Source organism: Citrobacter sp. CK188 (assembly GCF_030333525.1).
Taxonomy (GTDB): Bacteria; Pseudomonadota; Gammaproteobacteria; order Enterobacterales; family Enterobacteriaceae; genus Citrobacter_B; species Citrobacter_B koseri.
Genome location: NZ_JAOWFU010000029.1, coordinates 478,899 through 504,897, shown reverse-complemented (window position 1 = coordinate 504,897; position 25,999 = coordinate 478,899). Strand labels below are relative to the sequence as shown.

At 53.6% G+C, this 25,999-nt stretch carries 27 protein-coding genes; 18 read left to right on the top strand and 9 right to left on the bottom strand.

The genetic code is table 11. The annotated features are described in order from the left end of the window. The first annotated feature begins 32 nt into the window (after positions 1–32). The 8 genes from fliL to rcsA all read left to right on the top strand — a co-directional run bounded on the left by fliL (position 33) and on the right by rcsA (position 5,017). Positions 33–500, top strand: a complete 468-nt coding sequence (gene fliL, locus OGV67_RS07690; RefSeq protein WP_012131902.1) for a flagellar basal body-associated protein FliL — start codon at positions 33–35, stop codon at positions 498–500. Between the two features lie 4 nt (positions 501–504). After that, complete coding sequence (gene fliM / locus OGV67_RS07685; protein WP_112001982.1) at positions 505–1,509, top strand: flagellar motor switch protein FliM; 1,005 nt, start codon at positions 505–507, stop codon at positions 1,507–1,509. Continuing rightward, positions 1,506–1,919: a flagellar motor switch protein FliN gene (fliN, locus tag OGV67_RS07680; protein WP_012131900.1), complete on the top strand. Its 414-nt coding sequence runs from the start codon at positions 1,506–1,508 to the stop codon at positions 1,917–1,919. The genes fliM and fliN overlap by 4 nt, the downstream gene beginning before the upstream one ends. Before the next feature lie 2 nt (positions 1,920–1,921). Further along, on the top strand, positions 1,922–2,296 hold the full coding sequence (gene fliO / locus OGV67_RS07675) for a flagellar biosynthetic protein FliO (RefSeq protein ID WP_058669300.1): 375 nt from the start codon (positions 1,922–1,924) through the stop codon (positions 2,294–2,296). Beyond that, a complete protein-coding gene (fliP, locus tag OGV67_RS07670; RefSeq protein ID WP_012131898.1) occupies positions 2,296–3,033 on the top strand; it encodes a flagellar type III secretion system pore protein FliP in 738 nt (245 codons plus the stop codon). Before fliO ends, fliP begins: the two co-directional genes overlap by 1 nt. Before the next feature lie 9 nt (positions 3,034–3,042). After that, entirely contained in the window at positions 3,043–3,312 is a 270-nt protein-coding gene (fliQ, locus tag OGV67_RS07665) for a flagellar biosynthesis protein FliQ (protein WP_012131897.1), read from the top strand. Between the two features lie 6 nt (positions 3,313–3,318). Next, positions 3,319–4,113: a flagellar biosynthetic protein FliR gene (gene fliR / locus OGV67_RS07660; RefSeq protein WP_012131896.1), complete on the top strand. Its 795-nt coding sequence runs from the start codon at positions 3,319–3,321 to the stop codon at positions 4,111–4,113. 280 nt (positions 4,114–4,393) lie between these two features. Continuing rightward, complete coding sequence (gene rcsA / locus OGV67_RS07655; RefSeq protein WP_202781242.1) at positions 4,394–5,017, top strand: transcriptional regulator RcsA; 624 nt, start codon at positions 4,394–4,396, stop codon at positions 5,015–5,017. A 54-nt stretch (positions 5,018–5,071) separates the two neighbouring features. On the opposite strand, the gene dsrB is transcribed toward rcsA, so the two are convergent. After that, positions 5,072–5,260, bottom strand: a complete 189-nt coding sequence (gene dsrB, locus OGV67_RS07650) for a protein DsrB (RefSeq protein WP_012131894.1) — start codon at positions 5,258–5,260, stop codon at positions 5,072–5,074. Between the two features lie 130 nt (positions 5,261–5,390). Between dsrB and yodD the strand changes: the two genes are divergently transcribed. Then, positions 5,391–5,618, top strand: a complete 228-nt coding sequence (gene yodD / locus OGV67_RS07645) for a YodD family peroxide/acid resistance protein (protein WP_024130232.1) — start codon at positions 5,391–5,393, stop codon at positions 5,616–5,618. A gap of 170 nt (positions 5,619–5,788) precedes the next feature. Here the strand turns inward: yodD and dgcQ are convergent, their stop codons facing one another. The 3 genes from dgcQ to OGV67_RS07630 all read right to left on the bottom strand — a co-directional run bounded on the left by dgcQ (position 5,789) and on the right by OGV67_RS07630 (position 8,775). Then, a complete protein-coding gene (dgcQ, locus tag OGV67_RS07640) occupies positions 5,789–7,504 on the bottom strand; it encodes a cellulose biosynthesis regulator diguanylate cyclase DgcQ (protein ID WP_110494109.1) in 1,716 nt (571 codons plus the stop codon). Between the two features lie 98 nt (positions 7,505–7,602). Beyond that, positions 7,603–7,785, bottom strand: a complete 183-nt coding sequence (locus OGV67_RS07635) for a YodC family protein (RefSeq protein ID WP_024130230.1) — start codon at positions 7,783–7,785, stop codon at positions 7,603–7,605. Between the two features lie 78 nt (positions 7,786–7,863). Next, entirely contained in the window at positions 7,864–8,775 is a 912-nt protein-coding gene (locus OGV67_RS07630; RefSeq protein ID WP_112002100.1) for a DUF808 domain-containing protein, read from the bottom strand. Between the two features lie 177 nt (positions 8,776–8,952). Between OGV67_RS07630 and yedA the strand changes: the two genes are divergently transcribed. Beyond that, positions 8,953–9,873 carry a drug/metabolite exporter YedA gene (gene yedA, locus OGV67_RS07625; protein WP_115614226.1) on the top strand — a complete coding sequence of 307 codons (921 nt, stop codon included), beginning with the start codon at positions 8,953–8,955 and terminating at the stop codon, positions 9,871–9,873. Here the strand turns inward: yedA and OGV67_RS07620 are convergent. The 3 genes from OGV67_RS07620 to OGV67_RS07610 form a co-directional block, all read right to left on the bottom strand. Next, entirely contained in the window at positions 9,862–10,332 is a 471-nt protein-coding gene (locus OGV67_RS07620) for a very short patch repair endonuclease (protein ID WP_115614225.1), read from the bottom strand. The two genes, yedA and OGV67_RS07620, sit on opposite strands and share 12 nt — an antisense overlap. After that, complete coding sequence (locus OGV67_RS07615; protein WP_071258789.1) at positions 10,313–11,746, bottom strand: DNA cytosine methyltransferase; 1,434 nt, start codon at positions 11,744–11,746, stop codon at positions 10,313–10,315. Before OGV67_RS07615 ends, OGV67_RS07620 begins: the two co-directional genes overlap by 20 nt. 72 nt (positions 11,747–11,818) lie before the next feature. Beyond that, positions 11,819–12,514, bottom strand: coding sequence for a phosphohydrolase (locus OGV67_RS07610; RefSeq protein ID WP_115614224.1), 696 nt, complete (start codon positions 12,512–12,514; stop codon positions 11,819–11,821). A 408-nt stretch (positions 12,515–12,922) separates the two neighbouring features. On the opposite strand from OGV67_RS07610, the gene ompC reads away from it, so the two are divergent. Next, positions 12,923–14,110: a porin OmpC gene (ompC, locus tag OGV67_RS07605; protein WP_115614223.1), complete on the top strand. Its 1,188-nt coding sequence runs from the start codon at positions 12,923–12,925 to the stop codon at positions 14,108–14,110. Between the two features lie 64 nt (positions 14,111–14,174). On the opposite strand, the gene OGV67_RS07600 is transcribed toward ompC, so the two are convergent. After that, positions 14,175–15,071 (bottom strand): siderophore-interacting protein, encoded by an 897-nt coding sequence (locus OGV67_RS07600; protein WP_071258796.1) that lies wholly within the window; start codon positions 15,069–15,071, stop codon positions 14,175–14,177. A gap of 15 nt (positions 15,072–15,086) precedes the next feature. Continuing rightward, the gene (locus tag OGV67_RS07595) at positions 15,087–16,298 is read right to left on the bottom strand and encodes an MFS transporter (protein ID WP_110494104.1); all 1,212 of its coding nucleotides are present in this window, start codon (positions 16,296–16,298) and stop codon (positions 15,087–15,089) included. Between the two features lie 132 nt (positions 16,299–16,430). Here OGV67_RS07595 and iucA point away from each other — a divergent pair, with 132 nt between their 5' ends. The 7 genes from iucA (at position 16,431) to OGV67_RS07560 (ending at position 25,891) form a co-directional block, all read left to right on the top strand. Then, positions 16,431–18,155: an aerobactin synthase IucA gene (gene iucA / locus OGV67_RS07590; protein WP_047462875.1), complete on the top strand. Its 1,725-nt coding sequence runs from the start codon at positions 16,431–16,433 to the stop codon at positions 18,153–18,155. Continuing rightward, positions 18,156–19,103, top strand: a complete 948-nt coding sequence (gene iucB, locus OGV67_RS07585; RefSeq protein ID WP_115614222.1) for a N(6)-hydroxylysine O-acetyltransferase IucB — start codon at positions 18,156–18,158, stop codon at positions 19,101–19,103. Continuing rightward, complete coding sequence (gene iucC, locus OGV67_RS07580) at positions 19,103–20,836, top strand: NIS family aerobactin synthetase IucC (RefSeq protein ID WP_115614221.1); 1,734 nt, start codon at positions 19,103–19,105, stop codon at positions 20,834–20,836. The genes iucB and iucC overlap by 1 nt, the downstream gene beginning before the upstream one ends. A gap of 3 nt (positions 20,837–20,839) precedes the next feature. After that, positions 20,840–22,174 (top strand): NADPH-dependent L-lysine N(6)-monooxygenase, encoded by a 1,335-nt coding sequence (iucD, locus tag OGV67_RS07575; protein ID WP_012131874.1) that lies wholly within the window; start codon positions 20,840–20,842, stop codon positions 22,172–22,174. 25 nt (positions 22,175–22,199) lie between these two features. Beyond that, complete coding sequence (gene iutA / locus OGV67_RS07570; protein WP_012131873.1) at positions 22,200–24,401, top strand: ferric aerobactin receptor IutA; 2,202 nt, start codon at positions 22,200–22,202, stop codon at positions 24,399–24,401. A gap of 176 nt (positions 24,402–24,577) precedes the next feature. Further along, positions 24,578–25,291 (top strand): flagellar brake protein, encoded by a 714-nt coding sequence (locus tag OGV67_RS07565; RefSeq protein ID WP_115614219.1) that lies wholly within the window; start codon positions 24,578–24,580, stop codon positions 25,289–25,291. A 15-nt stretch (positions 25,292–25,306) separates the two neighbouring features. Further along, positions 25,307–25,891 (top strand): helix-turn-helix domain-containing protein, encoded by a 585-nt coding sequence (locus OGV67_RS07560; RefSeq protein ID WP_024130227.1) that lies wholly within the window; start codon positions 25,307–25,309, stop codon positions 25,889–25,891. Positions 25,892–25,999: the final 108 nt, after the last annotated feature.

Here is a 25,999-nt window from a genome sequence, read left to right as displayed (position 1 = left end):
TAAGCTGTACCGAAACAGGAAGCCCGTATCTGATGACTGACTCCGCGATTAACAGAAAGAGCAAACGCTCAATTTGGATCCCTTTGCTGGTGTTGATTACTCTTGCCGCCTGCGCAACCGCCGGCTATAGCTACTGGCGGATGCAGGAGCACCCGACCGCCAGCGCTACCGCGGCCCCGCCACCGCCGCCAGCGCCCGTATTTTTCGCGCTGGATACGTTTACCGTCAATCTGGGCGATGCCGATCGCGTGCTGTATATCGGGATTACGCTGCGCCTGAAGGACGAAGTGACGCGCGCGCGTCTGAGCGAATATCTGCCAGAAGTGCGCAGCCGTCTGTTACTGCTGTTTTCGCGTCAGGATGCCACTGCGCTTTCGACAGAAGCCGGGAAGCAGACGCTGATCGCGGCAATCAAAGAAACGCTCTCTACTCCGCTCGTTGCTGGACAACCGAAACAGGAAGTCACCGACGTTCTTTATACAGCTTTCATTCTGCGGTAAAGACATGGGCGATAGTATTCTTTCTCAGGCTGAAATCGATGCGCTGCTCAACGGCGACAGCGAGGCCAAAGACGAACCCACCCCTGGCGGCGTGGGCGACAATGATATTCGTCCTTATGATCCCAATACACAGCGTCGCGTGGTGCGCGAGCGCCTACAGGCGCTGGAGATCATTAACGAACGTTTCGCGCGTCAATTCCGTATGGGGCTGTTTAACCTGCTGCGTCGCAGCCCGGATATTACCGTGGGCGCGATCCGCATTCAGCCATATCACGAATTTGCGCGTAATTTACCCGTACCGACCAACCTGAACCTGATCCATCTGAAGCCGCTGCGCGGTACGGGTCTGGTGGTGTTCTCGCCGAGTCTGGTGTTTATCGCCGTGGATAACCTGTTTGGCGGCGACGGGCGTTTTCCGACCAAAGTGGAAGGTCGTGAGTTTACGCATACCGAACAGCGCGTTATCAACCGCATGCTGAAGCTGGCGCTTGAAGGCTACAGCGACGCGTGGAAAGCGATCAACCCGCTGGAAGTGGAGTACGTTCGCTCTGAGATGCAGGTGAAATTCACCAATATCACCACCTCTCCGAACGACATTGTGGTGAACACACCGTTCCACGTCGAAATTGGCAACCTGACAGGCGAGTTCAACATCTGCCTGCCTTTCAGCATGATTGAGCCGCTGCGGGAGCTGTTGGTGAACCCGCCGCTGGAAAACTCGCGTCATGAAGATCAGAACTGGCGCGACAATCTGGTGCGTCAGGTTCAGCATTCAGAGCTGGAGCTGGTGGCGAACTTTGCGGACATCCCGCTGCGCCTTTCCCAGATATTAAAGCTGAAACCCGGCGACGTGCTGCCGATTGAAAAACCCGACCGCATTATTGCTCATGTGGACGGCGTACCTGTACTGACCAGCCAGTATGGCACCGTGAACGGTCAGTATGCGTTGCGCGTAGAGCATTTGATCAACCCGATTTTGAATTCGCTGAATGAGGAACAGCCCAAATGAGTGACATGAATAATCCGTCCGATGAGAATACCGGCGCATTGGACGATCTGTGGGCTGACGCGTTAAACGAGCAAAAAACAACGACCAGCAAAAGCGCGGCCGATGCCGTCTTCCAGCAGTTGGGCGGCGGCGACGTCAGTGGAAACCTACAGGATATCGATTTAATCATGGATATTCCGGTCAAGCTGACCGTGGAGCTGGGTCGCACGCGCATGACCATCAAGGAGCTGCTGCGCCTGACGCAGGGTTCAGTGGTCGCACTGGACGGACTGGCAGGCGAGCCGTTGGATATTCTGATTAACGGCTACCTGATTGCCCAGGGTGAAGTCGTGGTGGTCGCCGATAAATACGGCGTGCGCATCACGGATATCATCACGCCGTCTGAACGTATGCGTCGTCTGAGCCGTTGAGCATGAAAACCCAGGCTACCGTTTCACAGCCCTCTGCCGTATCAGGCTCGCCGTTAGTTCAGGTGAGCGGCGCGCTGTTTGGGATCATCGTGTTGATTCTGGTCGCAGCCTGGGTCATTAAACGCCTGGGTTTTGCGCCCAAAGGCGCCGGTACGCGAGGGTTGAAAGTGTCAGCCAGCACCTCGCTGGGCCCGCGTGAGCGCGTGGTCATTGTCGATGTTGAAGACGCTCGGCTGGTACTGGGCGTCACGGCCACGCACGTCAATGTGTTGCATACCCTCCCCCCTGCGCCTGTCGTTGCAGAAGAAAAACCGGCCGCCCCTGCGGATTTCCAGGCCATGATGAAGAGTTTGTTGAAGCGTTCCGGGAGATCCTGATGCGCCGTTTGTTATCCCTCACGCTGATGGCTTTGTGGTTTATCAGCCCTGCCGCGTTCGCACAATTACCCGGACTGGTCAGCCAACCGCTACCCGGCGGCGGGCAAAGCTGGTCCCTGCCGGTACAGACGCTGGTCTTTATTACGTCACTGACGTTCCTGCCCGCCATTTTGCTGATGATGACCAGCTTTACCCGCATCATTATCGTCTTCGGCTTGCTGCGAAACGCGCTGGGAACGCCCTCTGCGCCGCCAAACCAGGTGCTTCTCGGGCTGGCGCTGTTCTTGACGTTTTTTATTATGTCGCCGGTTATCGACAAAATTTACGTGGATGCCTGGCAGCCTTTCAGCGAAGAAAAGATTTCCATGCAGGAAGCGCTGGAAAAAGGCGCTCAGCCGCTGCGGGAGTTTATGCTGCGGCAGACCCGTGAGGCTGACCTGGGCCTGTTCGCGCGTCTGGCAAACAGCGGCCCGCTACAGGGGCCGGAAGCCGTGCCGATGCGAATTTTGCTCCCGGCCTACGTCACCAGCGAGTTAAAAACCGCTTTTCAGATCGGTTTTACGATTTTCATCCCCTTCCTGATTATCGATCTGGTTATCGCCAGCGTGTTGATGGCGCTCGGGATGATGATGGTGCCGCCAGCCACCATTGCGCTACCGTTTAAGCTTATGCTTTTTGTCCTGGTCGACGGCTGGCAGTTGCTCGTTGGCTCTCTTGCCCAAAGTTTTTACAGTTAGAGGCGCAAAATGACACCCGAATCGGTCATGATGATAGGCACGGAGGCAATGAAGGTCGCGCTTGCGCTTGCCGCGCCTCTGCTGCTGGTTGCGCTGTTTACCGGCCTTATCATCAGTATTTTACAGGCCGCCACCCAGATCAACGAAATGACGCTGTCATTTATCCCGAAAATTGTGGCGGTATTTACGGCGATTATTGTGGCGGGCCCCTGGATGCTTAACCTGCTGCTGGATTACGTGCGTACGCTGTTCAGTAACTTGCCGTATATCATCGGATAAGACGCGATGTTGCAGGTCACAAGCGATCAATGGTTATACTGGCTTAACCTCTACTTCTGGCCGCTGTTACGTGTACTGGCGCTGATCTCTACCGCGCCGATCCTCAGTGAACGTACGGTTCCCAAACGGGTAAAGCTGGGGCTGGGGTTTATGATCACTCTCATTATCGCCCCTTCACTCCCGGCGAATAATGTGCCTGTTTTTTCCACCGAAGCCTTATGGCTCGCCATGCAGCAAATCATGATCGGCATTGCGCTAGGGTTTACCATGCAGTTTGCCTTTGCTGCGGTGCGTACGGCGGGGGAATTCATCGGTCTGCAAATGGGTCTCTCTTTCGCCACGTTTGTTGACCCGGGCAGCCGCCTCAATATGCCGGTACTCGCCAGAATCCTCGACATGCTCGCCATGCTGCTGTTTCTTACGTTTAACGGCCATCTGTGGCTGATCTCGCTGCTGGTAGACACCTTCCATACGCTGCCTATCGGCGGCGACCCGGTCAACAGCAATGCGTTTCTGGCGCTTGCCCGGGCAGGCGGACTGATCTTCCTCAACGGACTCATGTTAGCCTTGCCGGTCATTACGTTACTGCTCACACTCAACCTGTCGCTCGGGCTATTAAACCGTATGGCTCCGCAGTTATCCGTATTTGTTATTGGCTTCCCGTTAACCTTATCCGTCGGCATTTTGTTAATAACCGCGCTCATGCCATTAATTGCCCCTTTCTGTGAACACTTATTCGGTGAAATTTTCAATTTGCTTGCTGATATCGTTAGCGAAATGCCGACAACCAATAACCCATGATTTTTATCCTGTCTTACTAAGGATTTTCCTAAATTTAAAATCTAAAAACATCTACCAGGATATATCTGCTGCGCTTTATTTGTTTTTACCTTACTCACATAACATAACATTTACTTTACTTTGAGAAGATTCCTGGCAAATTATACGTAACTTTACGGGATAGTAAGTTCGCCTGAAAACAGCGAAAGCGTCATCTTAGGTCACTATTATTGTTCCGTTGGGTTGTGATGAGATATTCAGGTAAGGGGAATTATCGTTACGCATTGAGTGAGGGTATGCCATGTCAACGATTATTATGGATTTATGCAGTTACACCCGGCTAGGTTTGACCGGGTATCTGGTAAGCAGAGGGGTGAAAAAAAGGGAAATCAACGACATTGAGACCGTTGACGAACTCGCCATCGCTTGTGACTCACAGCAGCCTTCTGTGGTGTTTATTAATGAGGACTGTTTCATCCATGATCCATCTAACAGTCAGCAAATAAAGCAGATCATTAATCAGCATCCCAACACGTTATTTATTGTTTTTATGGCAATTGCTAATGTGCATTTTGATGAATACTTATTAGTAAGAAAAAACTTATTGATTAGTTCAAAATCAATTAAGCCCGATTCTCTGGATGATATTCTTGGCGATATTCTGAAAAAAGAGACGGATATTGTAGGAGTAGTAAATTTACCTACGTTATCTTTAAGCCGTACTGAATCCAGTATATTGCGAATGTGGATGGATGGACAGGGAACAATACAGATTTCAGATCAAATGAATATCAAGGCAAAGACGGTGTCATCCCACAAAGGGAATATTAAACGGAAGATAAAAACGCATAATAAACAGGTTATCTATCATGTCGTGCGGCTGACGGATAACGTGACAAACGGAATTTTTGTTAACATGCGATGAGGCCCCCTGACTGGTGGATATTCCACCAGTCAGGGTAAAAGCGACAAAATCACATTACTCTGTTTTTTCCACAAAGATCCCATCCTGATGGCCTGACTCATTGAAGAACCAGATACCGAGCGGGTAGTCTTCCAGCGAAACCAGGTACATCGTACCTTCACTAAACTCTTCAACCGCCAATACCACGCCTGGCCGACGAGGGCCGCCGTCTGTTTTGACTGTTACCCGATCATTCACCTTCATCAATTATCCTCCTGTGGCTTTGTGCCAGTGTAGAACAAATTCCTTTTTCTGGCAGCGTCTGCCGCGCGTGATTGCTGGTTTTCTCAACGGTCTATACTTACAGATGCCACGGTTAAATGAGGTACTGAAGATGAAAACCGCGAAAGAGTACAGCGAAACGGCCAAGCGCGAAGTCAGCGTTGATGTTGACGCCCTGCTCGCGGCGATCAATGAAATCAGCGAGAGCGAAATTCATCGCAGCGCTGATGATCCTGAGAAAGTCAGTGTGGATGGCCGCGATTATCATACATGGCATGAATTAGCGGATGCGTTTGAACTCGATATTCATGATTTTAGCGTCACGGAAATCAATCGCTGATCTGGGGTGAAAAAAATCCCGGCTCTCAGAGCCGGGATCAAACTTGCTTATGCAAGAAGCACTTGAAAATTCGTTACACCAGAAAATCTGATGTGCGTTTTACCTTATCTGCAATTTTTTTGTATGACAAGCAAATATTTCTCGCAGAAATGATTAATACAGCTAATGGTTCAGCGTGTATCAGGCGACGGCGCGGGATGGTCGTCACGGACACAAACCTGATTGCGCCCGGCCTGTTTTGCCAGATACAACCGGCGATCCGCCAGCGACTGCAACTGTTCAAAATCGTAGTCTCCGTTCTCCTGCGCCCCGCTTACGCCCAGCGATGCGCTAATGCGCAGGGTCGTGCCTTTTGCGATCAGGATTTCTTTGTCGTTCACGCGCTGGCGTATCCGCTCTGCGATCTGTGCTGCCTGCACCAGCGTCGTCCCCGGTAAGACAATACAGAACTCTTCGCCGCCTACGCGCCCGGCAAGGTCATGCGAACGTATTGTGCCGCTAATAAGCCCGGCGGCATGGGAGAGCACCCGATCTCCCGCCTGATGGCCGAAACGGTCATTGACGCTCTTAAAGTGATCCAAATCGATCTGAATAACGGAAAACGGCTGTCGCTGCTCGTGGCAGCGCTGTATCAGTACGCGCGCCCTCTCAAACAATGCGCCACGGTTATACAGCCGCGTCAAAGGATCGTGCCAGGCCTGCCATTGCAGGGAACTTTGCAGCACAAACATATTGCTGACCATCTTGCGGATAACAACCCATGAGATGAGCAACATCATCGTGAAAAGCGCCCACAGGAGACCAAGCGCAATACTGATACTGCCAAAAGCCCCCTGCACGCCTTCTCTCAGGGTATGAACACGCAAAAGCACGCCATCGAAATGATCCAGCCTTTCCCAACTGATATAGCGGCTGCCCATACGGATACCGCCATGCGTATCATGTTCGATGTCATTCGCGAGCAACGCCAGTTCAAGGTCATCAAAGGTATTAACCTGACGCTTTTCCGGCGTTGAGGTCGCCAGTAGCCTGAGCTGATAGTCGTAGAGCTGGTACTCCCCTTCAGAATCTTTTTCGACCGCATCCTCCAGGAAACGCTTCATGGATGACACCGGAATATCCATTGCCAGCACGCCATACCAGTGTCTTTCGTTATCCAGCGACAGGCTCACGGTGACCTTTTGTTGCACTTCGCCGCCCGGCACCGGCGAGCTAAACCAGCGCACGCCGCGCGCTGAATTTTGTCGTTGGGATTGCCCGCTGAACCAGGGTTGGATCACATACTGGTAATAGCGGGACATAATGTCGCCGCCATTGGTTGTGGGTTCAGTTGAGACATAAAAGCCTGAACGCGAAACATACATTGTCCGCTGCGCCAGCATGGTAGAAGAATGCGCCAGCCGTAACAAATACCCCAGTTCCAGCGCGGCGCTTAACTCGTTTGCCAGCGCATCGTTATCCCGCGTGAGAAGCGTTGTACGGTTAACAAACGCGTCAGAGACGCCGTTAAGCGGTAACGTTCGCCGTCTGTCTAGCTCCAGTTGCCAGAAACTTTTGCCGCGCAGTTGCGCAAATTGCGCCACCGCATCGTGCAGGTCGGCAAAATCGAGCGGCGTGACCAGCGCTTCATACATACCGTTGCGCAGAAACAAGAGTTTATCCACGCTGAATTGCAGCTGTCTGTCCAGCACATTAGCGACGTTTTCCAGATGGTTACGTTGACTGGCCCGGTATGCCGACTCCAGCACGACCACTTCACGCCAGGTCAGCAATGTTGAACAAATCATCACAACCAGAAAACAGATATTTACGACATGGCCTGGCCCAAAGCGTCGTGCTAACGTTCTCAGCCAGCTCCAGTTTCCTGGCGTTGTTTCATGCGGCACCTGACGGCTCCCTACTTTTATTCCTGAACTATGTGTCGCGACTCAACGGCTATTTTCTGGGGTAACAAAACGCCCGGCATTAACCGGGCGTTCCTTTATCAGACATCTTCCCGCAACCGCCTGCCATCACCGGGCATAAGTTCATTCTCGTGGAATGCTTCCCGTTTGACGCCAAAACCGTCATACCAACGGCACTCCACCATGCCGCTGGAATAACCGGTTACGATCATGCGTGGACCACCTTCTTTTGCGATAACTTCCTCACTGACAAAAAAGACCATACCTGCCTCCTGTATCCAGTGAAACTTTTTCACCTTAGACGACGATGGCCTTTTTTGCATAATCCGGCGAGGCATAAATTAGTGCGAACCACCGCGAACGTTGGCAACAGTTTTTACCAGCCCTACCACCACGCTGCCGATGATGAAACCGAGCACCAGATTAATCAACATGGGAAGCGTGAGCGCAATAAGACCATTCTGCTGCTGAGCAAAATGGTCGATCGCGTGGTGTAATGGCGCGATGCCGTGCACCACGATCCCGCCCCCCACCAGGAACATCGCGAGTGTGCCGACAATGGACAGCGCCTTCATAAGCCAGGGCGCCGTAACCAGTAGCCCTTTGCCCACCGCCTGAGCCAGTACGCTGCGTTTTTCCGCCAGCCAGTACCCCATGTCGTCCAGTTTTACGATAAGTCCCACCAGACCATAAACGCCAATCGTCACCACCAGCGAGATACCGGACAACACCAGAACCTGATTGAGCAACGGCGCATCCGCGACAATTCCCAGCGTAATCGCGACGATCTCCGCAGAAAGGATAAAGTCGGTGCGCACGGCCCCTTTCACTTTCTCCTTCTCAAACGTGAGAGGATCTTGTGCGGCGATCGCGGCCAGACGCTGCTGACGCGCCTCCGGGCTCTCTTTGTGCTTTCGGGCCTCAAGCGTGTGTAAAACTTTCTCTACGCCTTCAAAACAGAGAAAAGCGCCCCCAATCATCAACAACGGTGTAATCGCCCACGGGATAAAAGCGCTGATCAGCAGCGCCAGAGGCACCAGGATGACCTTGTTGATCAACGACCCTTTCGCCACGCTCCAGACGACCGGCAGTTCGCGGTTCGCCCGCACGCCCGTCACCTGCTGCGCGTTTAGCGACAGATCATCACCCAATACGCCTGCCGTTTTTTTCGCGGCCAGTTTTCCCATCATCGAGATATCATCCAACAGCGTGGCGATATCATCGAGCAACGTCAGCAAACTACTTCCTGCCAAAATAAATCCCTCAATATTTTTCTTTTGAAGAGGTAAGTATGAAGTAAAAAACGTAATGCCGAAACGGGTAGCAATCGTCAACAAAAATTTAACAAAAGAGTGCAATTATAACGCTCGCCAGCGCGATAGTTTTGACGTTTACTATGTTGCACCTTTTTATTTCCGCCGTGAGGGATTATGCGTTTCAGGCAGTTACTACCACTTTTTAGCGCACTCTTCGCGCTGTATATCATTTGGGGTTCCACGTACTTCGTTATTCGTATTGGCGTTGAGAGTTGGCCGCCGCTGATGATGGCGGGCGTCCGTTTTCTGTCTGCGGGGATTTTGTTAACAACATTCTTACTTCTTCGTGGGCATAAACTGCCCCCTTTGCGTCAATTACTCAATGCCGCGCTGATTGGCATTCTGCTGCTGGCGGTGGGGAACGGTCTGGTTACCGTAGCGGAACATCAGGATGTACCGTCCGGCATCGCCGCCGTGGTGGTCGCGACGGTCCCACTCTTCACGCTGTGCTTCAGCCATTTCTTTGGCATTAAAACGCGAAAACTGGAGTGGACAGGCATCGCCATCGGCCTGGCGGGGATCATCATGCTCAATAGCGGCGGAAATTTGAGCGGCAACCCCTGGGGCGCGCTGTTGATCCTGATTGGCTCGATGAGCTGGGCATTCGGCTCCGTGTTCGGCGCCCGCATCGCGTTGCCGACAGGCATGATGGCCGGAGCGATTGAAATGCTGGCTGCCGGTGTTGTGCTGATGTTCGCTTCCTTTATCGCCGGGGAAAAGCTGACGACGATGCCGACGCTCTCCGGCTTCATGGCGGTAGGTTATCTGGCGCTATTCGGTTCCATTATCGCCATTAATGCCTATATGTATTTGATCCGTAATGTCAGCCCGGCGCTGGCGACCAGTTACGCCTACGTCAACCCGGTAGTGGCGGTGTTGCTGGGAACAGGTCTGGGGGGAGAAAGCCTTTCTTCCGTCGAGTGGCTGGCATTAGGGGTAATTGTTTTCGCTGTCGTCCTGGTGACGCTGGGGAAATATTTGTTTCCCGCCAGACCCGCGACCGCAGCGAGCGAATCGGAAAAATCACTCCAGTAAATGAATACCCTGCGTGTCGATCTGCGCGGTGGGGCCACCGCCGCAGATCCACTCTTCAAGCCGTTCCGCCAGTGCGGCGTCGCTGAGTTTCAACCGGCCACGCAAAGCACACTCCCAGACAATCAGCACACGCCAGCCAAGCTCGCGAAGCCTCAGCATGTCTCGCCGATCGCGCTCCACATTTTTACCGATTTTGTTCAGCCAGAACTCGGTACGCGTGGCGGGAACTTTGAACAGGTAGCAGTCATGATGATGCCAGAAACAGCCGTGCGTGAAGATAACGCAGCGATACTCATCCACGACAAAATCCGGGCGTCCGGGCAACGTGGCGTCCTGCACATGAAACGCCATCCCCTGCTCCTGCAACAGACTGGCAAGGCGTTTTTCTATCGCCGTATCGCGCGTGGCTATCGCCCGCATATTCTTGCTGCGCGTCGCCTTATCGTGTACGTCCGCCATGCTGGCTCTCTTTCTGGCGCAATGTAACGGCCTGTTTAATTCTCGACTCCAGCAGTTTTGCTACTGCGGCAAATGCCGGAACCACGACGGAGTTACCAAACTGACGGTAGGCCTGGGTGTCTGAAACGGGAATGCGGAACTGATATCCCTGCGGCGATTCAAATCCCATTAACCGCGCGCACTCTCTGGGCGTTAACCGGCGTGGACGGTGCTGCTGATTCACCGGATCGTCGAAATTCGCCTCTCCTGCGGCCATATCCCAGCCACGGTCAATCAGTATCTCCGCGCCATCTTTATAGTAACGCGCCGACAATGTGCGCGTTACGCTGCCGGGATTCGCAGGATAGACCATCCCATAGCCAAAACCGTTACCCCGGGCCTGATGCTTTTTCGCGTAGCGGTACAAATACTTCCACAATACCGGCGTCAGCACATATTTCGCTTCAACCGCCGGTTCAAGCAGCTCCGCCAGCGTAATGCGCTGCTGCGGATAGCGGGTGGCAATATCCCGCAGCGTAAAATCGGTTTTCAGATTAAGATCGCGGCGGAATCCCACCAGCACAATCCTCTCCCGATGCTGGGGTAAAAAATGGCGGCCATCAATAATTTTCGGATCGTCCGGCCCGTTATCCGCAGCATCAGCGACGTCATACCCCAGTTCGTCAAGCGTTTGCATAATGATGCGAAACGTTTTTCCCTGGTCGTGGCTTTTCAGGTTTTTGACGTTTTCGAGCACAAAAATCGCCGGGCGTCGGGCGTCAATAACCCGCACGACATCGAAAAAGAGCGTCCCCTGCGTATCGCAGGCGAAACCATGCGCCCGTCCCATCGCGTTTTTCTTTGATACCCCTGCCAGAGAGAATGGCTGGCAGGGAAAACCGGCCAGTAGAACATCGTGCTCCGGTATGTGCTGGCGAATATGCTCCGCTGCTTCGCTATCGCTCACGCCGTCACGGTGGCTCAGCGTAATATCGCGAATATCTTCATTGAAATGATGCCGTTGCGGATCGCAGTAATAATTGGCTTTATAGGTGCGTACCGCGTGTTTATTCCATTCGCTGGTAAACACGCACTGCCCGCCTATCGCTTCAAAGCCACGGCGAATTCCGCCGATCCCGGCGAAGAGATCGACAAAACGAAAGGCATAATGCGGATGGTGTGCCGGAGGCGTTGGCAACAATGTCCTGAGGTGCGTATATTCGCTCTCGCTCAGACGATGCCACGCCGTTGCGTTCGCCACGACGCGTTTAAAAATAGCCGGGCTCCAGTGGTTCTCCCCAACGCCATTCAGATGCGCCACCAGCGTTTTCACATCATAGATTTCCAGCAGTTTGCCCAGCAGCGCCTGTACGGCAGCCCCGGCATTGTCCGTCATCAGATCCTGGAAACCTGTTACTGAAAGATTTTCCTGCATACATTTAACCGGCGAAATTGATATTCGACAGGTTAACACAAAATGAACGCGTTTACGTTTTGGGTATGGTTGCTACTTATCGCAGCTAAAAGCCTGAATTACCGTCTGATCCAACGAGTCGTACTCCCCCCTTAGCTCCGCGCTTAGCTTCGCCATCCAGGTCACCAGGAAGTCGGCGTTATGCTCTGCCAGCAGCTTTCCCCGCGCGGTTTGCATGGTTTGCGGCAAGGTCAGAAGTTTTGTCTGAAAATGGTCGAGGGCGAATTGCTTATCGTTAAGCGGGCGACGTTGCGCGAAGGGATCTTCAGCATCAAATAGCGAAACGCCCAGCCCGCCGGAAACGGCAAACACGCGCGCCAGACCGATTGCGCCCAGTGCTTCAAGCCGGTCGGCATCCTGCACAATCTTCGCCTCGCTGGTCATTGGCGCAATGTGGGCGCTAAAACTGTGCGCCTCAATCGCATGACTGACTGCCGCTAATTTCTCTTCAGGATACGCAGGGAAATCGTTCATTAATATGCGACGTGCCGCGTCAGCGGCCAGCACGGATGAACGATGGCGATCGGGATGATTTTTCGGCAGGCTGACGATATCGTGGAAATAACACGCGGTCAGCACAACAAGCCAGTCAACATCCTCATCCGTCGACAGCTTTTGTGCCGTTCCCCAGACGCGACGAAAATGAAAAATGTCATGGGCGCTATCCTGCTCGTGGTGATTTTTGCCCAACCACGCTTCGAACTGCGATTGCCAGTAGTGTAAATCCACGCTGCCTCCTCTGAATCAGAAAGCAACATTAGCAATATTCCGCCTTGTCTTCACGCTCAATGATTACGAAAGGAGGTATCAGACAAGTTGATGAAGGCAATAAATGGAATAAAAAGAAAATCAGAACGACGTTAAAATAGCGTTAATTACGATAAAACATTCACAAAATAAATTCTAAAAACGCAAACCATAATTTATTAAAAGAAAAACATAACACAGTTAAATATAAAGCAATAAATACATATTAAATTATTTATAACCACACCAAAAGAAACAATTAGAAATATTTTAAATACATTTGTTACATGTAATATTTAAAAAAGAATGAACTTCCTGGAATAGTATTCAACAGTGATCTTCAGGATTCGATCACTTATTCATATCAATTATTATTATAGGGAATACATAATGAAAAGAAAAGTTCTGGCGATGCTTGTCCCTGCTCTATTAATTGCAGGCGCTGCAAATGCGGCTGAAGTGTATAATAAAGACGGCAATAAACTGGACCTGTACGGTAAAGTTGATGGCCTGCGTTATTTCTCTGACGATGCAGGCAGCGACGGCGACATGTCCTATGCCCGTCTGGGTTTTAAAGGCGAAACGCAAATTGCCGAGCAGTTAACCGGTTATGGTCAGTGGGAATACAACATTCAGGCCAACGGTACTGAAGGTGATAAAGGTGACGCCTGGACTCGTCTCGGCTTCGCTGGTTTAGGTTTTGGTCAAAACGGTACTTTCGATTACGGTCGTAACTACGGCGTGGTTTACGACGTAGAAGCCTGGACCGATATGCTGCCAGAATTCGGCGGCGATACTTACACTCAGACTGACGTTTATATGTTAGGCCGTACTAACGGCGTAGCAACCTACCGTAATAACGGCTTCTTTGGTCTGGTTGATGGTCTGAACTTTGCGCTCCAGTATCAGGGTAATAATGAAAATGGAGGTGCTGACTTTGGCCAGGAAGGTTCCGGCAACAGTACTAATCGCAATCTGGCCAAAGAAAATGGTGACGGCTTCGGTATGTCCACCTCCTACGACTTCGACTTCGGTTTAAGCCTGGGTGCGGCATACGCCAATTCCGATCGTACCAATGCTCAGGTAGGTAGTGGTCTGGGTGACAGTGCTCATGGCAACACAATGGCGGGTGGTGAAACCGCCGAAGCCTGGACCGTTGGTGCAAAATACGACGCCTACAATGTTTATCTCGCCGCCATGTACGCTGAAACCCGTAATATGACTTACTATGGAACAAGCGATAGCCGCATTGGAGGCGGTATCGCCAACAAAACGCAGAACTTTGAAGTTGTTGCACAGTATCAGTTTGATTTCGGTCTGCGCCCGTCTATTGCCTACCTGCAATCTAAAGGCAAAGATTTAGGTGGTCAGGATACCGATAGCCGTGGCAACTGGCGTTACACCGATAAAGATCTGGTGAAATATGTTGATGTGGGTATGACCTATTACTTCAACAAAAATATGTCCACCTATGTTGATTATAAAATCAACCTGCTGGATGAAGACGATAGCTTCTACGCAGACAACGGTATCGCAACCGATGATATCGTAGCCGTCGGTCTGGTTTACCAGTTCTAATATTCATTAGACACTGCACTAAGCCCGCATAATGGAATAATTTCATGATGCGGGCTTTTTATTATCACGCGCGCCCTTTAGACCAATATGCCATAAAGTTAATCGCTTTGTGCTCGACGCCACGCTCGCCAATTAAATGGCGGCGCAGCAGTTTGACGACGGTGGACTCTGCGGCCACCCATCCATAAAACGCCGTGCTGCTGGTCGTGGCCTTATCCCAGAGAAGCTCCCCTTCGGCTTCTTCTTTCACCGTATCCACCGTATCGGGATGGCGACTTTCGGGTACTCTGGCATGCGTTTTCACGGCCTGAATCAGGCATTCACCGTGCTTCGCCGCTGCGGGGTTACGCGGCAACCAAAAAATGTCGGCGAACTTAAACTCGCTTAAATTCGCGCAGTCGCCCTGTTCAGGAACTTCAAAGAACGCCTGAACCTGTGGCGGATTGGTCTGTCTCGCCAGCATCTCAAGGATGCCGCGCGCGGCGGGGAGCGCCGTCTCATCAGCGATGATTAACGCATTCCGCAGTCCCTGGGGAGGCGTCCATTCATAGCCGCCGCTGTCTTCAGCATACGCCGCGTCAGGCGCCACCATCTGAATGGCGTCGCCAGGTCTGGCGTTAATCGCCCATGCCGAAGCCGGTCCTTCTGTACCATGATTGATAAATTCCACGGTGACCTCCTGGCGAGCAGGATCGACATGTCGCAGCGTATAGGTACGGATAACCGGGCGCTTCTCTTTTGGCATCCCCAGTACAAGCTGATACCAGTGCCCTTCGGCAGGCAACGACGGCGGCGTCCCGTCTTCAGACGGAAACAACATCTTAATGCGCTGATCCGGCGAGTCGCATTTCATCTGCGCCACCTCCTGCCCGCTGAAAACCAGGCTCAGCAGCGAAGGGGAAACCTCCGTCTTACGCGCCAGTTGAACGTTGAACAGGCGGTAGCCCTGAACTCCAGCCATAACTTTTCCTTACGCTTAAATCGCGGAATGACGTGAACGGTAGCGGCTGCGCCAGATAAAGCCAGACACCACGGTAAATAACACAGCGACGAAAAAAGCCGCCACAATCAGCGCCGCTGCGGCGCCGGTTTTCGACACCAGCGGCACCAGCAATGCGCAAAGCCCATAGCCAAGCGTGTGGCTGGTCGCGATCCAGCCCGCGCCCGCGCCGTCTGTCAGCTTATCATTCAGTAAAAGCTGATAAGCGGGTGTTGCCAGAGCAGCCCCAAACGACAGCACCGCACAGCCGAGGTAAAACAACCATAGCTGTTCAGCGAGCATTATCGCCAGGCCACAAATCATCAGCGCTCCGGCACTCAAAAGCAGCGCCATCGGCGTCAGGCGCTGCGGGCGGAGCACCCCGAACTGTGCGATAAGCGCAGCAACTGCGGCCAGCCCCAACAACCACGCCACCTGGTGGCTAATAGCGGCGGTATCCGTGGCGAACTGGCGAGTAAGGGCGGGCGAAAGACCAAGCTGCATCATGCTCACCGCCGCAGCTAATAACAGCGCGCAAAGCAGATAAGGCAGGCAATCCAGCCTCAGGCTGGCGCTCTTACGCTCCGCTGCGGGCTGCGGTGGCGTGCCAGGCAACCGCAGCAGCATCACCAGCGCCAGCAATGGCGCTGCCATCAGCAGCCCCATCGGCGCCAGAGGGTGAATTACCAGCATCGCCGCCGCGCACAACGGCCCGAATAGTCTGCCGCAGCTCAAGCCGGAGCTAATGGTTGCCAGAGCGACCATGCGATTCCCTTCCCCCGCTCTCTGCAATGCCCAGACCTGACAGGCTGGCACCATCGCCGACACGGTAAGTCCGTAGGCGATCCGCGCGATGATTAATATTCCCAGCCCCACCGCTGTTGTTACGGCGCCGGTCGCCATCAGCATGCTTCCCAGCCCAAGCAGAGTAAAGCTTGCGCCGTATCCCCCCAGTGCCCACAGCACCACAGGCTTACTGCCCACACGGGCAATTTGCTTTCCCCACCACGGGGAAGACGGCAGGAACAGCATTGAGCCAAGCATCAGCAAAGCCGCCCAAATCGACAGGCTCAGGTTTGTCTGAATCACCAGTACAGGGATCGCGACCAGCAGGCCGTTTTGCCCGACACCGAGTAACCCCGCGCTGAACGCAAGCGGCCAGCAGGACAATGGTTTTTGCGGCGTTTCCGCGCTCTCAAGAGACGTCACGATGTTGCAATTCCATGTATTAATTGTGTTTATTTGTAAAATTAATTCTACCGATTCTAACAATTGTTATTGATAATGAGAAACCTTATCGGCAAAATTCGCATTATCATAACGAGTGGGATCTGTTTGATTATGACTTTGCCAACTAAAACGTCAGCCCTGGATGTGGCTGCGCAGTGCTTCCTGAATTCCCTGGTTCGTGAAACCAAAGACTGGCGGCTGACGGAATACCAGCCAACCGAATTGATCATCCCGCTGGGCGAACAGCAGGCGCTCCATTTCAGAGTGGCTTATTTTTCCCCAACCCAGCATCACCGCTTTGAATTTCCGGCGCGTCTGGTCACAGCGTCCGGCAGTCACCCCGTCGATTTCGCCACCCTCTCCCGGCTTATTGTTGATAAGCTCCAGCACCAACTCTTGCTGCCCGCGACCAGTTGCGAAACCTTCCACCAGCGCGTGATGGAAAGCCACGCCCATACGCAGCAGGCGATTGATGCCCGCCATGACTGGGCAGCCCTGCGTGAAAAAGCGTTGAACTTTGGCGAGGCGGAGCAGGCTCTGCTGGTCGGGCACGCCTTCCACCCTGCGCCTAAGTCTCATGAACCGTTTAACCAGCAGGAGGCCGAACGCTACCTACCGGACTTCGCGCCCCACTTCCCGCTGCGGTGGTTTGCGGTGGACAAAACGCAGATCGCCGGTGAAAGCCTGCACCTCAACCTGCAACAGCGGTTGACGCGATTTGCCGCAGAGAATGCGCCGCAGTTACTCAATGAATTAAGCGACAATCAATGGCTATTCCCACTGCACCCGTGGCAGGGGGAGTATCTGTTGCAGCAGGAGTGGTGCCAGGAGCTTGTCGCTAAAGGACTGATTAAAGATTTAGGCGAGGCCGGCGCGCCGTGGCTACCGACCACCTCTTCCCGCTCGCTCTACTGCGCCACCAGCCGCGACATGATCAAATTCTCCCTGAGCGTGCGCCTGACCAACTCCGTCCGTACCCTGTCAGTGAAAGAAGTGAAGCGTGGAATGCGCCTGGCGCGCCTGGCGCAAACCGACGACTGGCAGACGCTACAGGCTCGCTTCCCGACTTTCCGGGTGATGCAGGAAGACGGCTGGGCCGGGCTGCGCGATCTCCACGGCAACATCATGCAGGAAAGCCTGTTTGCCCTGCGTGAAAACCTGCTGGTGGATCAGCCGCAAAGCCAGACTAACGTACTGGTCTCCCTGACCCAGGCCGCACCGGATGGCGGTGATTCGCTGCTGGTTGCGGCGGTAAAACGCCTGAGCGATCGCCTCGGCATCACTGCGCAACAGGCCGCCCACGCATGGGTCGATGCTTACTGTCAGCAGGTGCTGAAGCCGCTGTTTACGGCTGAAGCGGATTACGGCCTGGTGCTGCTGGCGCATCAGCAAAATATTCTGGTTCAGATGCTTGGGGATCTGCCGGTCGGGCTTATCTACCGTGACTGCCAGGGCAGCGCGTTTATGCCTCACGCGGCAGGCTGGCTCGACACCATTGGCGAGGCGCAGGCGGAAAACGTCTTCACCCGTGAGCAGTTGCTGCGCTACTTCCCTTATTACCTGCTGGTTAACTCCACTTTTGCCGTGACCGCCGCGCTGGGCGCCGCCGGGCTGGACAGTGAAGCGAATCTGATGGCTCGCGTACGAACCTTGCTGGCTGAAGTGCGTGATCAGGTGACTCATAAAACCTGTCTCAACTACGTGCTGGAAAATCCGTACTGGAACGTAAAAGGTAACTTTTTCTGTTATCTGAACGACCACAACGAGAACACCATCGTCGATCCCTCGGTGATCTACTTCGATTTCGCCAACCCGCTGCTGGCTCAGGAGGGCTAAATGTCTAAGGCAAACATCGTTCACAGCGGATATGGACTACGCTGTGAAAAACTCGACAAGCCTCTGAATCTTAGCTGGGGGCTGGACAATAGCGCGGTGCTGCGCTGGCCGGGGCCTCTGCCGACAGGGTGGCTGCGCGACGCGCTGGATCAGATATTTATCGCCGCACCGCAACTTTCAGCGGTGGTTCTCCCCTGGGCCGAATGGCGCGAGGAGCCACAGGCGCTGACGCTTTTCGGGCAGGTAAAAAGCGACATCATCCATCGCGCCGCCTTCTGGCAGTTACCGCTATGGCTGAGTTCTCCGGCAAACCGGGCCTCCGGCGAAATGGTTTTTGATGCAGAGCGTGAGATTTATTTCCCGCTGCGCCCGCCCCGTCCGCAGGGCGAGGTTTATCGCCGTTACGATCCACGCGTTCGCAAGACGCTGAGTTTCCGCGTTGCCGATCCCGTTCTTGATGCAGAACGTTTCACCCGCTGGATGAACGATCCGCGCGTTGAGTATTTCTGGGAGCAAAGCGGCTCGCTGGAGGTACAGACCGCCTATCTGGAGCGCCAGCTCACCGGTAAACATGCGTTCCCGCTGATCGGCTGCTTTGACGATCGGCCGTTTAGCTATTTCGAAATCTACTGGGCGGCGGAAGACCGCATTGGCCGCCACTATTCATGGCAACCCTTTGACCGTGGCCTGCATCTGCTGGTTGGTGAACAGCAATGGCGCGGAGCCCACTACGTGCAAAGCTGGCTGCGCGGGCTGACGCATTACCTGCTGCTGGATGAGCCCCGCACGCAGCGCACCGTACTTGAGCCACGCGCCGATAACCAGCGCCTGTTCCGCCACCTTGAGCCTGCGGGATACCGGACAATTAAAGAGTTCGACTTCCCACACAAGCGCTCGCGCATGGTGATGGCGGATCGCCATCACTTCTTCACGGAGGTCGGTCTGTAATGAATCACAAGGATTGGGATTTTGTTAACCGCCAGTTGGTGGCAAAAATGCTGGCCGAGCTGGAGTATGAGCAGGTTTTCCACGCGGAATCTCAGGGCGATGGCCGCTACTGCATTAACCTGCCGGGCGCGCAATGGCGCTTCAGCGCTGAACGCGGCATCTGGGGCTGGCTGTGGATTGATGCTCAAACGCTGCGCTGCGCGGACGAGCCCGTTCTGGCGCAAACGCTACTGATGCAGCTAAAGCCGGTGCTGTCGATGAGCGATGCCACCGTTGCTGAGCATATGCAGGATTTGTATGCCACGCTGCTGGGCGACCTGCAACTGCTGAAGGCACGTCGCGGGCTGAGCGCCAGTGACCTGATTGATCTTGATGCCGACCGCCTGCAATGCCTGCTAAGCGGCCATCCTAAATTCGCTTTTAATAAAGGCCGTCGGGGCTGGGGCAAAGAGGCGCTGGAGCGATATGCGCCAGAGTACGCCAACACCTTCAGACTGCACTGGCTGGCGGTAAAACGTGAGCATATGGTCTGGCGCTGCGACAGCGAGCTGGATATTCAGCAGTTGTTGGCGGCCGCGATGGACCCGCAGGAGTTTGCCCGCTTCAATCAGGTCTGGCAGGAAAACGGGCTGGATAACGACTGGCTGCCACTGCCGGTACATCCGTGGCAGTGGCAGCAAAAAATCGCCCTCGACTTCATCGCCGATCTTGCCGAAGGCAGGATGGTTTCTCTCGGCGAGTTTGGCGACTTGTGGCTCGCCCAGCAGTCGCTGCGCACCCTGACCAACACCAGTCGCCAGGGCGGGCTGGATATCAAGCTGCCGCTGACCATCTACAACACCTCCTGCTACCGGGGGATTCCGGGCAAATACATCGCCGCCGGGCCGCTGGCCTCACGCTGGCTGCAACAGGTTTTTGCGACCGACGCCACGCTTAAGCAAAGCGGCGCGGTGATCCTCGGTGAACCGGCGGCGGGCTATGTGTCCCATGAAGGCTATGCCGCGCTTGCCCAGGCCCCCTACCGCTACCAGGAGATGCTCGGCGTTATCTGGCGTGAGAATCCGTGTCGCTGGCTGAAGCCGGACGAAAGTCCGATTCTGATGGCGACACTGATGGAGTGCGATGAAAACAATCAGCCGCTGATAGGTGCATATATCGACCGCTCCGGGCTGGACGCTGAAACCTGGCTCACGCAGCTGTTCCGGGTGGTAGTGGTTCCGCTGTATCACCTGCTCTGCCGCTACGGCGTCGCGCTTATCGCCCACGGACAAAATATAACGCTCGCCATGAAAGAGGGCGTACCGCAGCGCGTGCTGTTGAAAGACTTCCAGGGCGATATGCGGCTGGTGAAAGATGCGTTCCCGGAGATGGACTCCCTGCCTCAGGAGGTGCGGGACGTCACCGCTCGCCTGAGCGCCGACTACTTAATTCATGATTTGCAGACCGGCCACTTCGTGACGGTTCTGCGCTTTGTTTCGCCGCTGATGGCTCGCCTTGGCGTACCGGAGAGGCGTTTTTATCAACTGCTGGCAGCAGTGTTGAGTGATTACATGCAGGAACATCCACAAATGTCAGCGCGCTTTGCGCTTTTCTCACTCTTCAAGCCACAAATTATTCGCGTAGTGCTGAACCCGGTAAAACTGACCTGGCCCGACCAGGACGGCGGCAGCCGCATGTTGCCGAATTACCTTGAGGATCTGCAAAACCCGCTGTGGCTGGCAACCAGGGACTGAATCATGACAAACACTGTAGATTTTATTGGCGTAGGCATCGGCCCGTTCAACCTGAGCATCGCGGCGCTGTCTCATCAGGCCGAAGGATTAAGCAGCCGCTTCTTTGACGGCCGCCCGCATTTTGCCTGGCATCCCGGCATGCTGGTGCCGGACTGCCATATGCAGACCATGTTCCTGAAAGATCTGGTTAGCGCCGTGGCTCCCACAAGCCCGTACAGCTTTGTTAACTATCTGGTGAAGCGCAAAAAATTCTACCGCTTCCTGACCACCGAACTGCGTACCGTGTCCCGCGATGAGTTTTCCGATTACCTGCGCTGGGCCGCCGAAGGGATGAACAATCTGCATTTCAATCATACCGTTGAAAGTATTGATTTCGACGAGAGACGCCAGCGGTTTGTGGTGCAGACCAGCCAGGGCGAAAGCGTTGCCCGCAATATCTGCCTTGGCATTGGCAAGCAACCGCACCTGCCGCCTTGCGTAAAAACGGCGACGCAAACCTGCTTCCACGCCAGTGAAATGAGCCTGCGCCAGCCAGACCTCGGCGGCAAGCGAGTCACCGTGGTTGGCGGCGGGCAAAGCGGCGCCGACCTGTTCCTCAATGCGCTGCGCGGAGAATGGGGCGACGTTGCAGAGATCAGTTGGGTCTCGCGCCGTAATAACTTTAACGCGCTGGATGAGGCGGCGTTCGCCAACGAATACTTCACGCCTGAGTACGTTTCAGGCTTCGTCGGTCTGAATGAAAGCGCGCGCCAGAAGATGCTCGACGAGCAGAAAATGACCTCCGACGGCATCACGGCCGACTCGCTACTGACCATCTATCGCGAGTTGTATCACCGCTTCGAGGTACTAAGGCAACCGCGTAACGCCCGTCTGCTGCCAAGCCGCTCGGTCACCGGGCTGGAAAGTCGCGGCCAGAGCTGGCAACTGCTGCTGGAGCATCATCTGGATAACGGCTATGACACTCTGGAAAGCGACGTGGTGATTTTCGCAACCGGCTACCGTCCCGCGCTGCCGCAGATACTTTCACCGCTAATGTCGCGAATCGCCATGCGCGATGAGTGCAATTTCAAAGTACGCGACGACTTCACCCTGGAGTGGAACGGCCCGAAAGAGAACAACATCTTCGCGGTCAACGCCAGTATGCAAACCCACGGCATCGCCGAACCACAGCTCAGCCTGATGGCCTGGCGCTCCGCCCGTATTCTTAATCGCGCGCTGGGGCGTGATTTATTCGATCTCAGTATGCCGCCCGCCCTGATTCAATGGCGCAGCGGCAGCCGGGAAAAACCGCAGCCGGAGGCTGCTTCTTTAACTCGCTACACAGCATCTTTGGGCTGATTTTTTCCGCCCGTGTGAAGGAATAATGATGATAAGCAAAAAGTATACGCTTTGGGCTCTCAACCCACTGCTTCTCGCCATGATGGCGCCAGCAGTCGCTCAACAAACCGATGATGAAACGCTCGTGGTGTCTGCCAACCGCAGCAATCGCACCGTTGCGGAGATGGCGCAAACCACCTGGGTTATCGAAAACGCCGAACTGGAACAGCAGATTCAGGGCGGCAAAGAGCTGAAAGACGCGCTGGCTCAGCTGATCCCTGGCCTTGACGTCAGCAGCCAGAGCCGCACCAACTACGGTATGAACGTGCGTGGCCGCCCGCTGGTCGTGCTGGTTGACGGCGTGCGTCTCAACTCTTCACGCACCGACAGCCGACAGCTGGACTCTATCGATCCTTTCAATATCGATCATATTGAAGTGATCTCCGGCGCGACGGCCCTGTACGGCGGCGGCAGTACCGGTGGTCTGATCAACATCGTGACCAAAAAAGGCCAGCCGGAAACCCAGATGGAGTTTGAGGCTGGCACCAAAAGCGGCTTTAACAGCAGTAAAGATCACGATGAGCGCATTGCCAGCGCCATCTCCGGCGGCAATGACCATATCTCCGGGCGTGTTTCAGTGGCGTACCAGAAGTTTGGCGGCTGGTTTGACGGTAACGGCGATGCCACCCTGCTCGATAACACCCAGACCGGCCTACAGTATTCCGATCGCCTGGACATCATGGGCACCGGTACGCTGAACATCGATGAAACCCAGCAGCTTCAGCTGATCACGCAGTACTATAAAAGCCAGGGCGACGACGATTACGGGCTGAATCTTGGGAAAGATTTCTCCGCCATTAGCGGGGCCAGCACGCCATACGTCAGTAAGGGGCTGAATTCCGACCGTATTCCCGGCACCGAGCGTCATCTGATCAGCCTACAGTACTCCAACAGCGATTTCTTTGGTCAGGAGCTGGTCGGCCAGGTTTACTACCGCGATGAGTCGCTGCTGTTCTACCCGTTCCCGACTGTAAATGCGAACAAACAGGCGACGGCTTTCTCCTCGTCACAGCAGGACACCGACCAGTACGGCATGAAACTGACGCTGAACAGCAAACCGCTGGACGGCTGGCAAATCACCTACGGGCTGGATGCCGACCACGAGCGCTTTACCTCCAACCAGATGTTCTTCGATCTGGCCCAGGCAAGCGCTTCCGGGGGGCTGAACAACCAGAAGATTTACACCACCGGGCGTTACCCGTCGTATGACATCACCAACCTGGCGGCCTTCCTGCAATCAAGCTATGACATCAATGATATCTTTACCCTCAGCGGCGGCGTACGCTATCAGTACACTGAGAACAAGATTGATGATTTCATCGGCTACGCGCAGCAACAGCAGATTGCCGCCGGGAAGGCGACATCCGCCGACGCCATTCCGGGCGGCTCGGTCGATTACGACAACTTCCTGTTCAACGCCGGTCTGCTGATGCACATCACCGAACGCCAGCAGGCATGGCTCAACTTCTCCCAGGGCGTGGAGCTACCGGACCCGGGTAAATACTACGGTCGCGGCACCTATGGCGCAGCGGTGAACGGTCACCTTCCTCTGACCAACAGCGTGAACGTCGGCGACAGCAAGCTGGAAGGCGTGAAGGTCGATTCTTATGAGCTGGGCTGGCGCTTTACCGGCGACAACCTGCGCACCCAAATCGCGGCCTACTACTCGATTTCCGATAAGAGCGTGGTGGCGAATAAAGATCTGACCATCAGCGTGGTGGACGACAAACGCCGCATTTACGGCGTGGAAGGCGCGGTGGACTACCTGATTCCAGATACCGACTGGAGTACCGGTGCAAACTTCAACGTGCTGAAAACCGAGTCGAAAGTGAACGGTAGCTGGCAGAAATATGACGTGAAGGTGGCAAGCCCATCGAAAGCGACAGCCTACATTGGCTGGGCGCCGGACCCGTGGAGCCTGCGCGTACAGAGCACCACTTCCTTCGATGTGAGCGATGCAGAAGGCTACAGCATTGATGGCTATACCACCGTCGATTTGCTCGGCAGCTATCAGCTTCCGGTGGGTAAACTCAGCTTCAGCGTTGAGAACCTCTTCGACCGTGACTACACCACCGTCTGGGGGCAGCGCGCGCCGCTGTACTACAGCCCAGGTTACGGCCCCGCTTCCCTGTATGACTACAAAGGACGCGGCCGCACCTTTGGTCTGAACTACTCAGTTCTGTTCTAAACCGCCCTCCTTGCCCGGCACATGCCGGGCAAATTCACCGAATGTCAATACGCAATCAATAGCATTGAACTATTTTTGAAAATTCAACAATAGGCCGCATCCTTTTATTTTTAATAAACAGGCGATCGCAACATGGGATAATAATCTAAAAGGACATTGTATTTTAGAGAGATGGTATGTCAGAAGGAGTTTCGAAAAAATCCAGATATGAAATCATTGCTATCCTGAGAGAAGAATTCAGGGTTAAGTCTAAACTGGATTTTAGTTTTAACGATCTGAGCTGGCAATCAGATTTACGAAAAGTTGACAGTTCATCTTTTTATATCGATCTCCCTCCCTCTTTTCAGCCTTCGTTATCTGAAAACGGCGATGTCTGTTTTCAGATCCACAGTAAACTTGGCAGGATTGAGTTTGCCACCGCGCAGATAAATACTGAGCACAATAGCCCGGATAACGTTTTCCGCTTTGCCATTCCTGAGAACATAAACATACTGCAACGGCGATCGTCCCCCCGACTTAAGACAAGAGAGAGTTATCAATTCTGTTGTTCTGGTCGTTATAAAAATGGCGTTACTTTTAAACATACGTTAAATGATGTCTCTGACGGCGGGTGTTCTTTCATATCCACCCAATCTCAACTTAAATTTATGCGTAAAGATAATGTGTTAGAAAATGTTGAGATGAGCTTTGGTGAATATGGCAGCGTAATGACTAACTTAAAAATTATCAGCGTAACAGAACTCCATAGCGAAAAATCGTATGAAGAAGCAGATTCCCGCATCTCTTGTATGTTTCAGCATAAAAGTGACGATTATAAACATTACATAGAGAATGTTATCGTCAAGTTAATTATTGACAATAAAATTAAAAATAAGATTTTTTTAGTTTAACGGACTGGGAAAACATTGAGTAATTTATTATTTTACACTGATGATAATCTCATTGGGCAATCAATCCTGCATTACATGGTGGACAATGAGATAAATATTACCACTCTGGGCTATCAGGAGATCGCCGGGAGAACCTGTGCCCCTCAGTCGGGTACGATTATTATCAATGTCATTCATAAGGATATCTCTGCGGCCAGAACGGTCGCCTTACTCAATAGATTACGAATGTATCTCACGCACTGCACGCTGCTCGTTCTGATTGTAAAAAGCGACCTCGCCAGCTTATGCCGTGAACTTCTCGATCTTGAAAATGTATTGATTCTGACGGAAAACGCGTCTTGCTCCGATCTCTCGGCCATCTTCAAACATCCTTTAACGGCCCGCGAATATCAGCGCTTATACACCCGGCGAAAACTCACTACCAGGGAGCAGCAGGTGCTGGCGCTAATGATTGCCAACCATAACAATAAACAAATAGCAGAGCTTCTCAATATTGACTATAAAACAGCCCACACTCACAGAGCGAGTATTATGAGAAAGTTAGGCATGAATAACTCGCAAGTGATGAACAAAAGAATCGTCAATATGTTTCGATGCTAAACATATTAAATGTGCAGATGACCAATCAAAAACCGATAATTAATTGTTAACCAGCCCCCTGTCAATCATTTTCACCGACAAAAATATCACTTATATTAATACCACCTC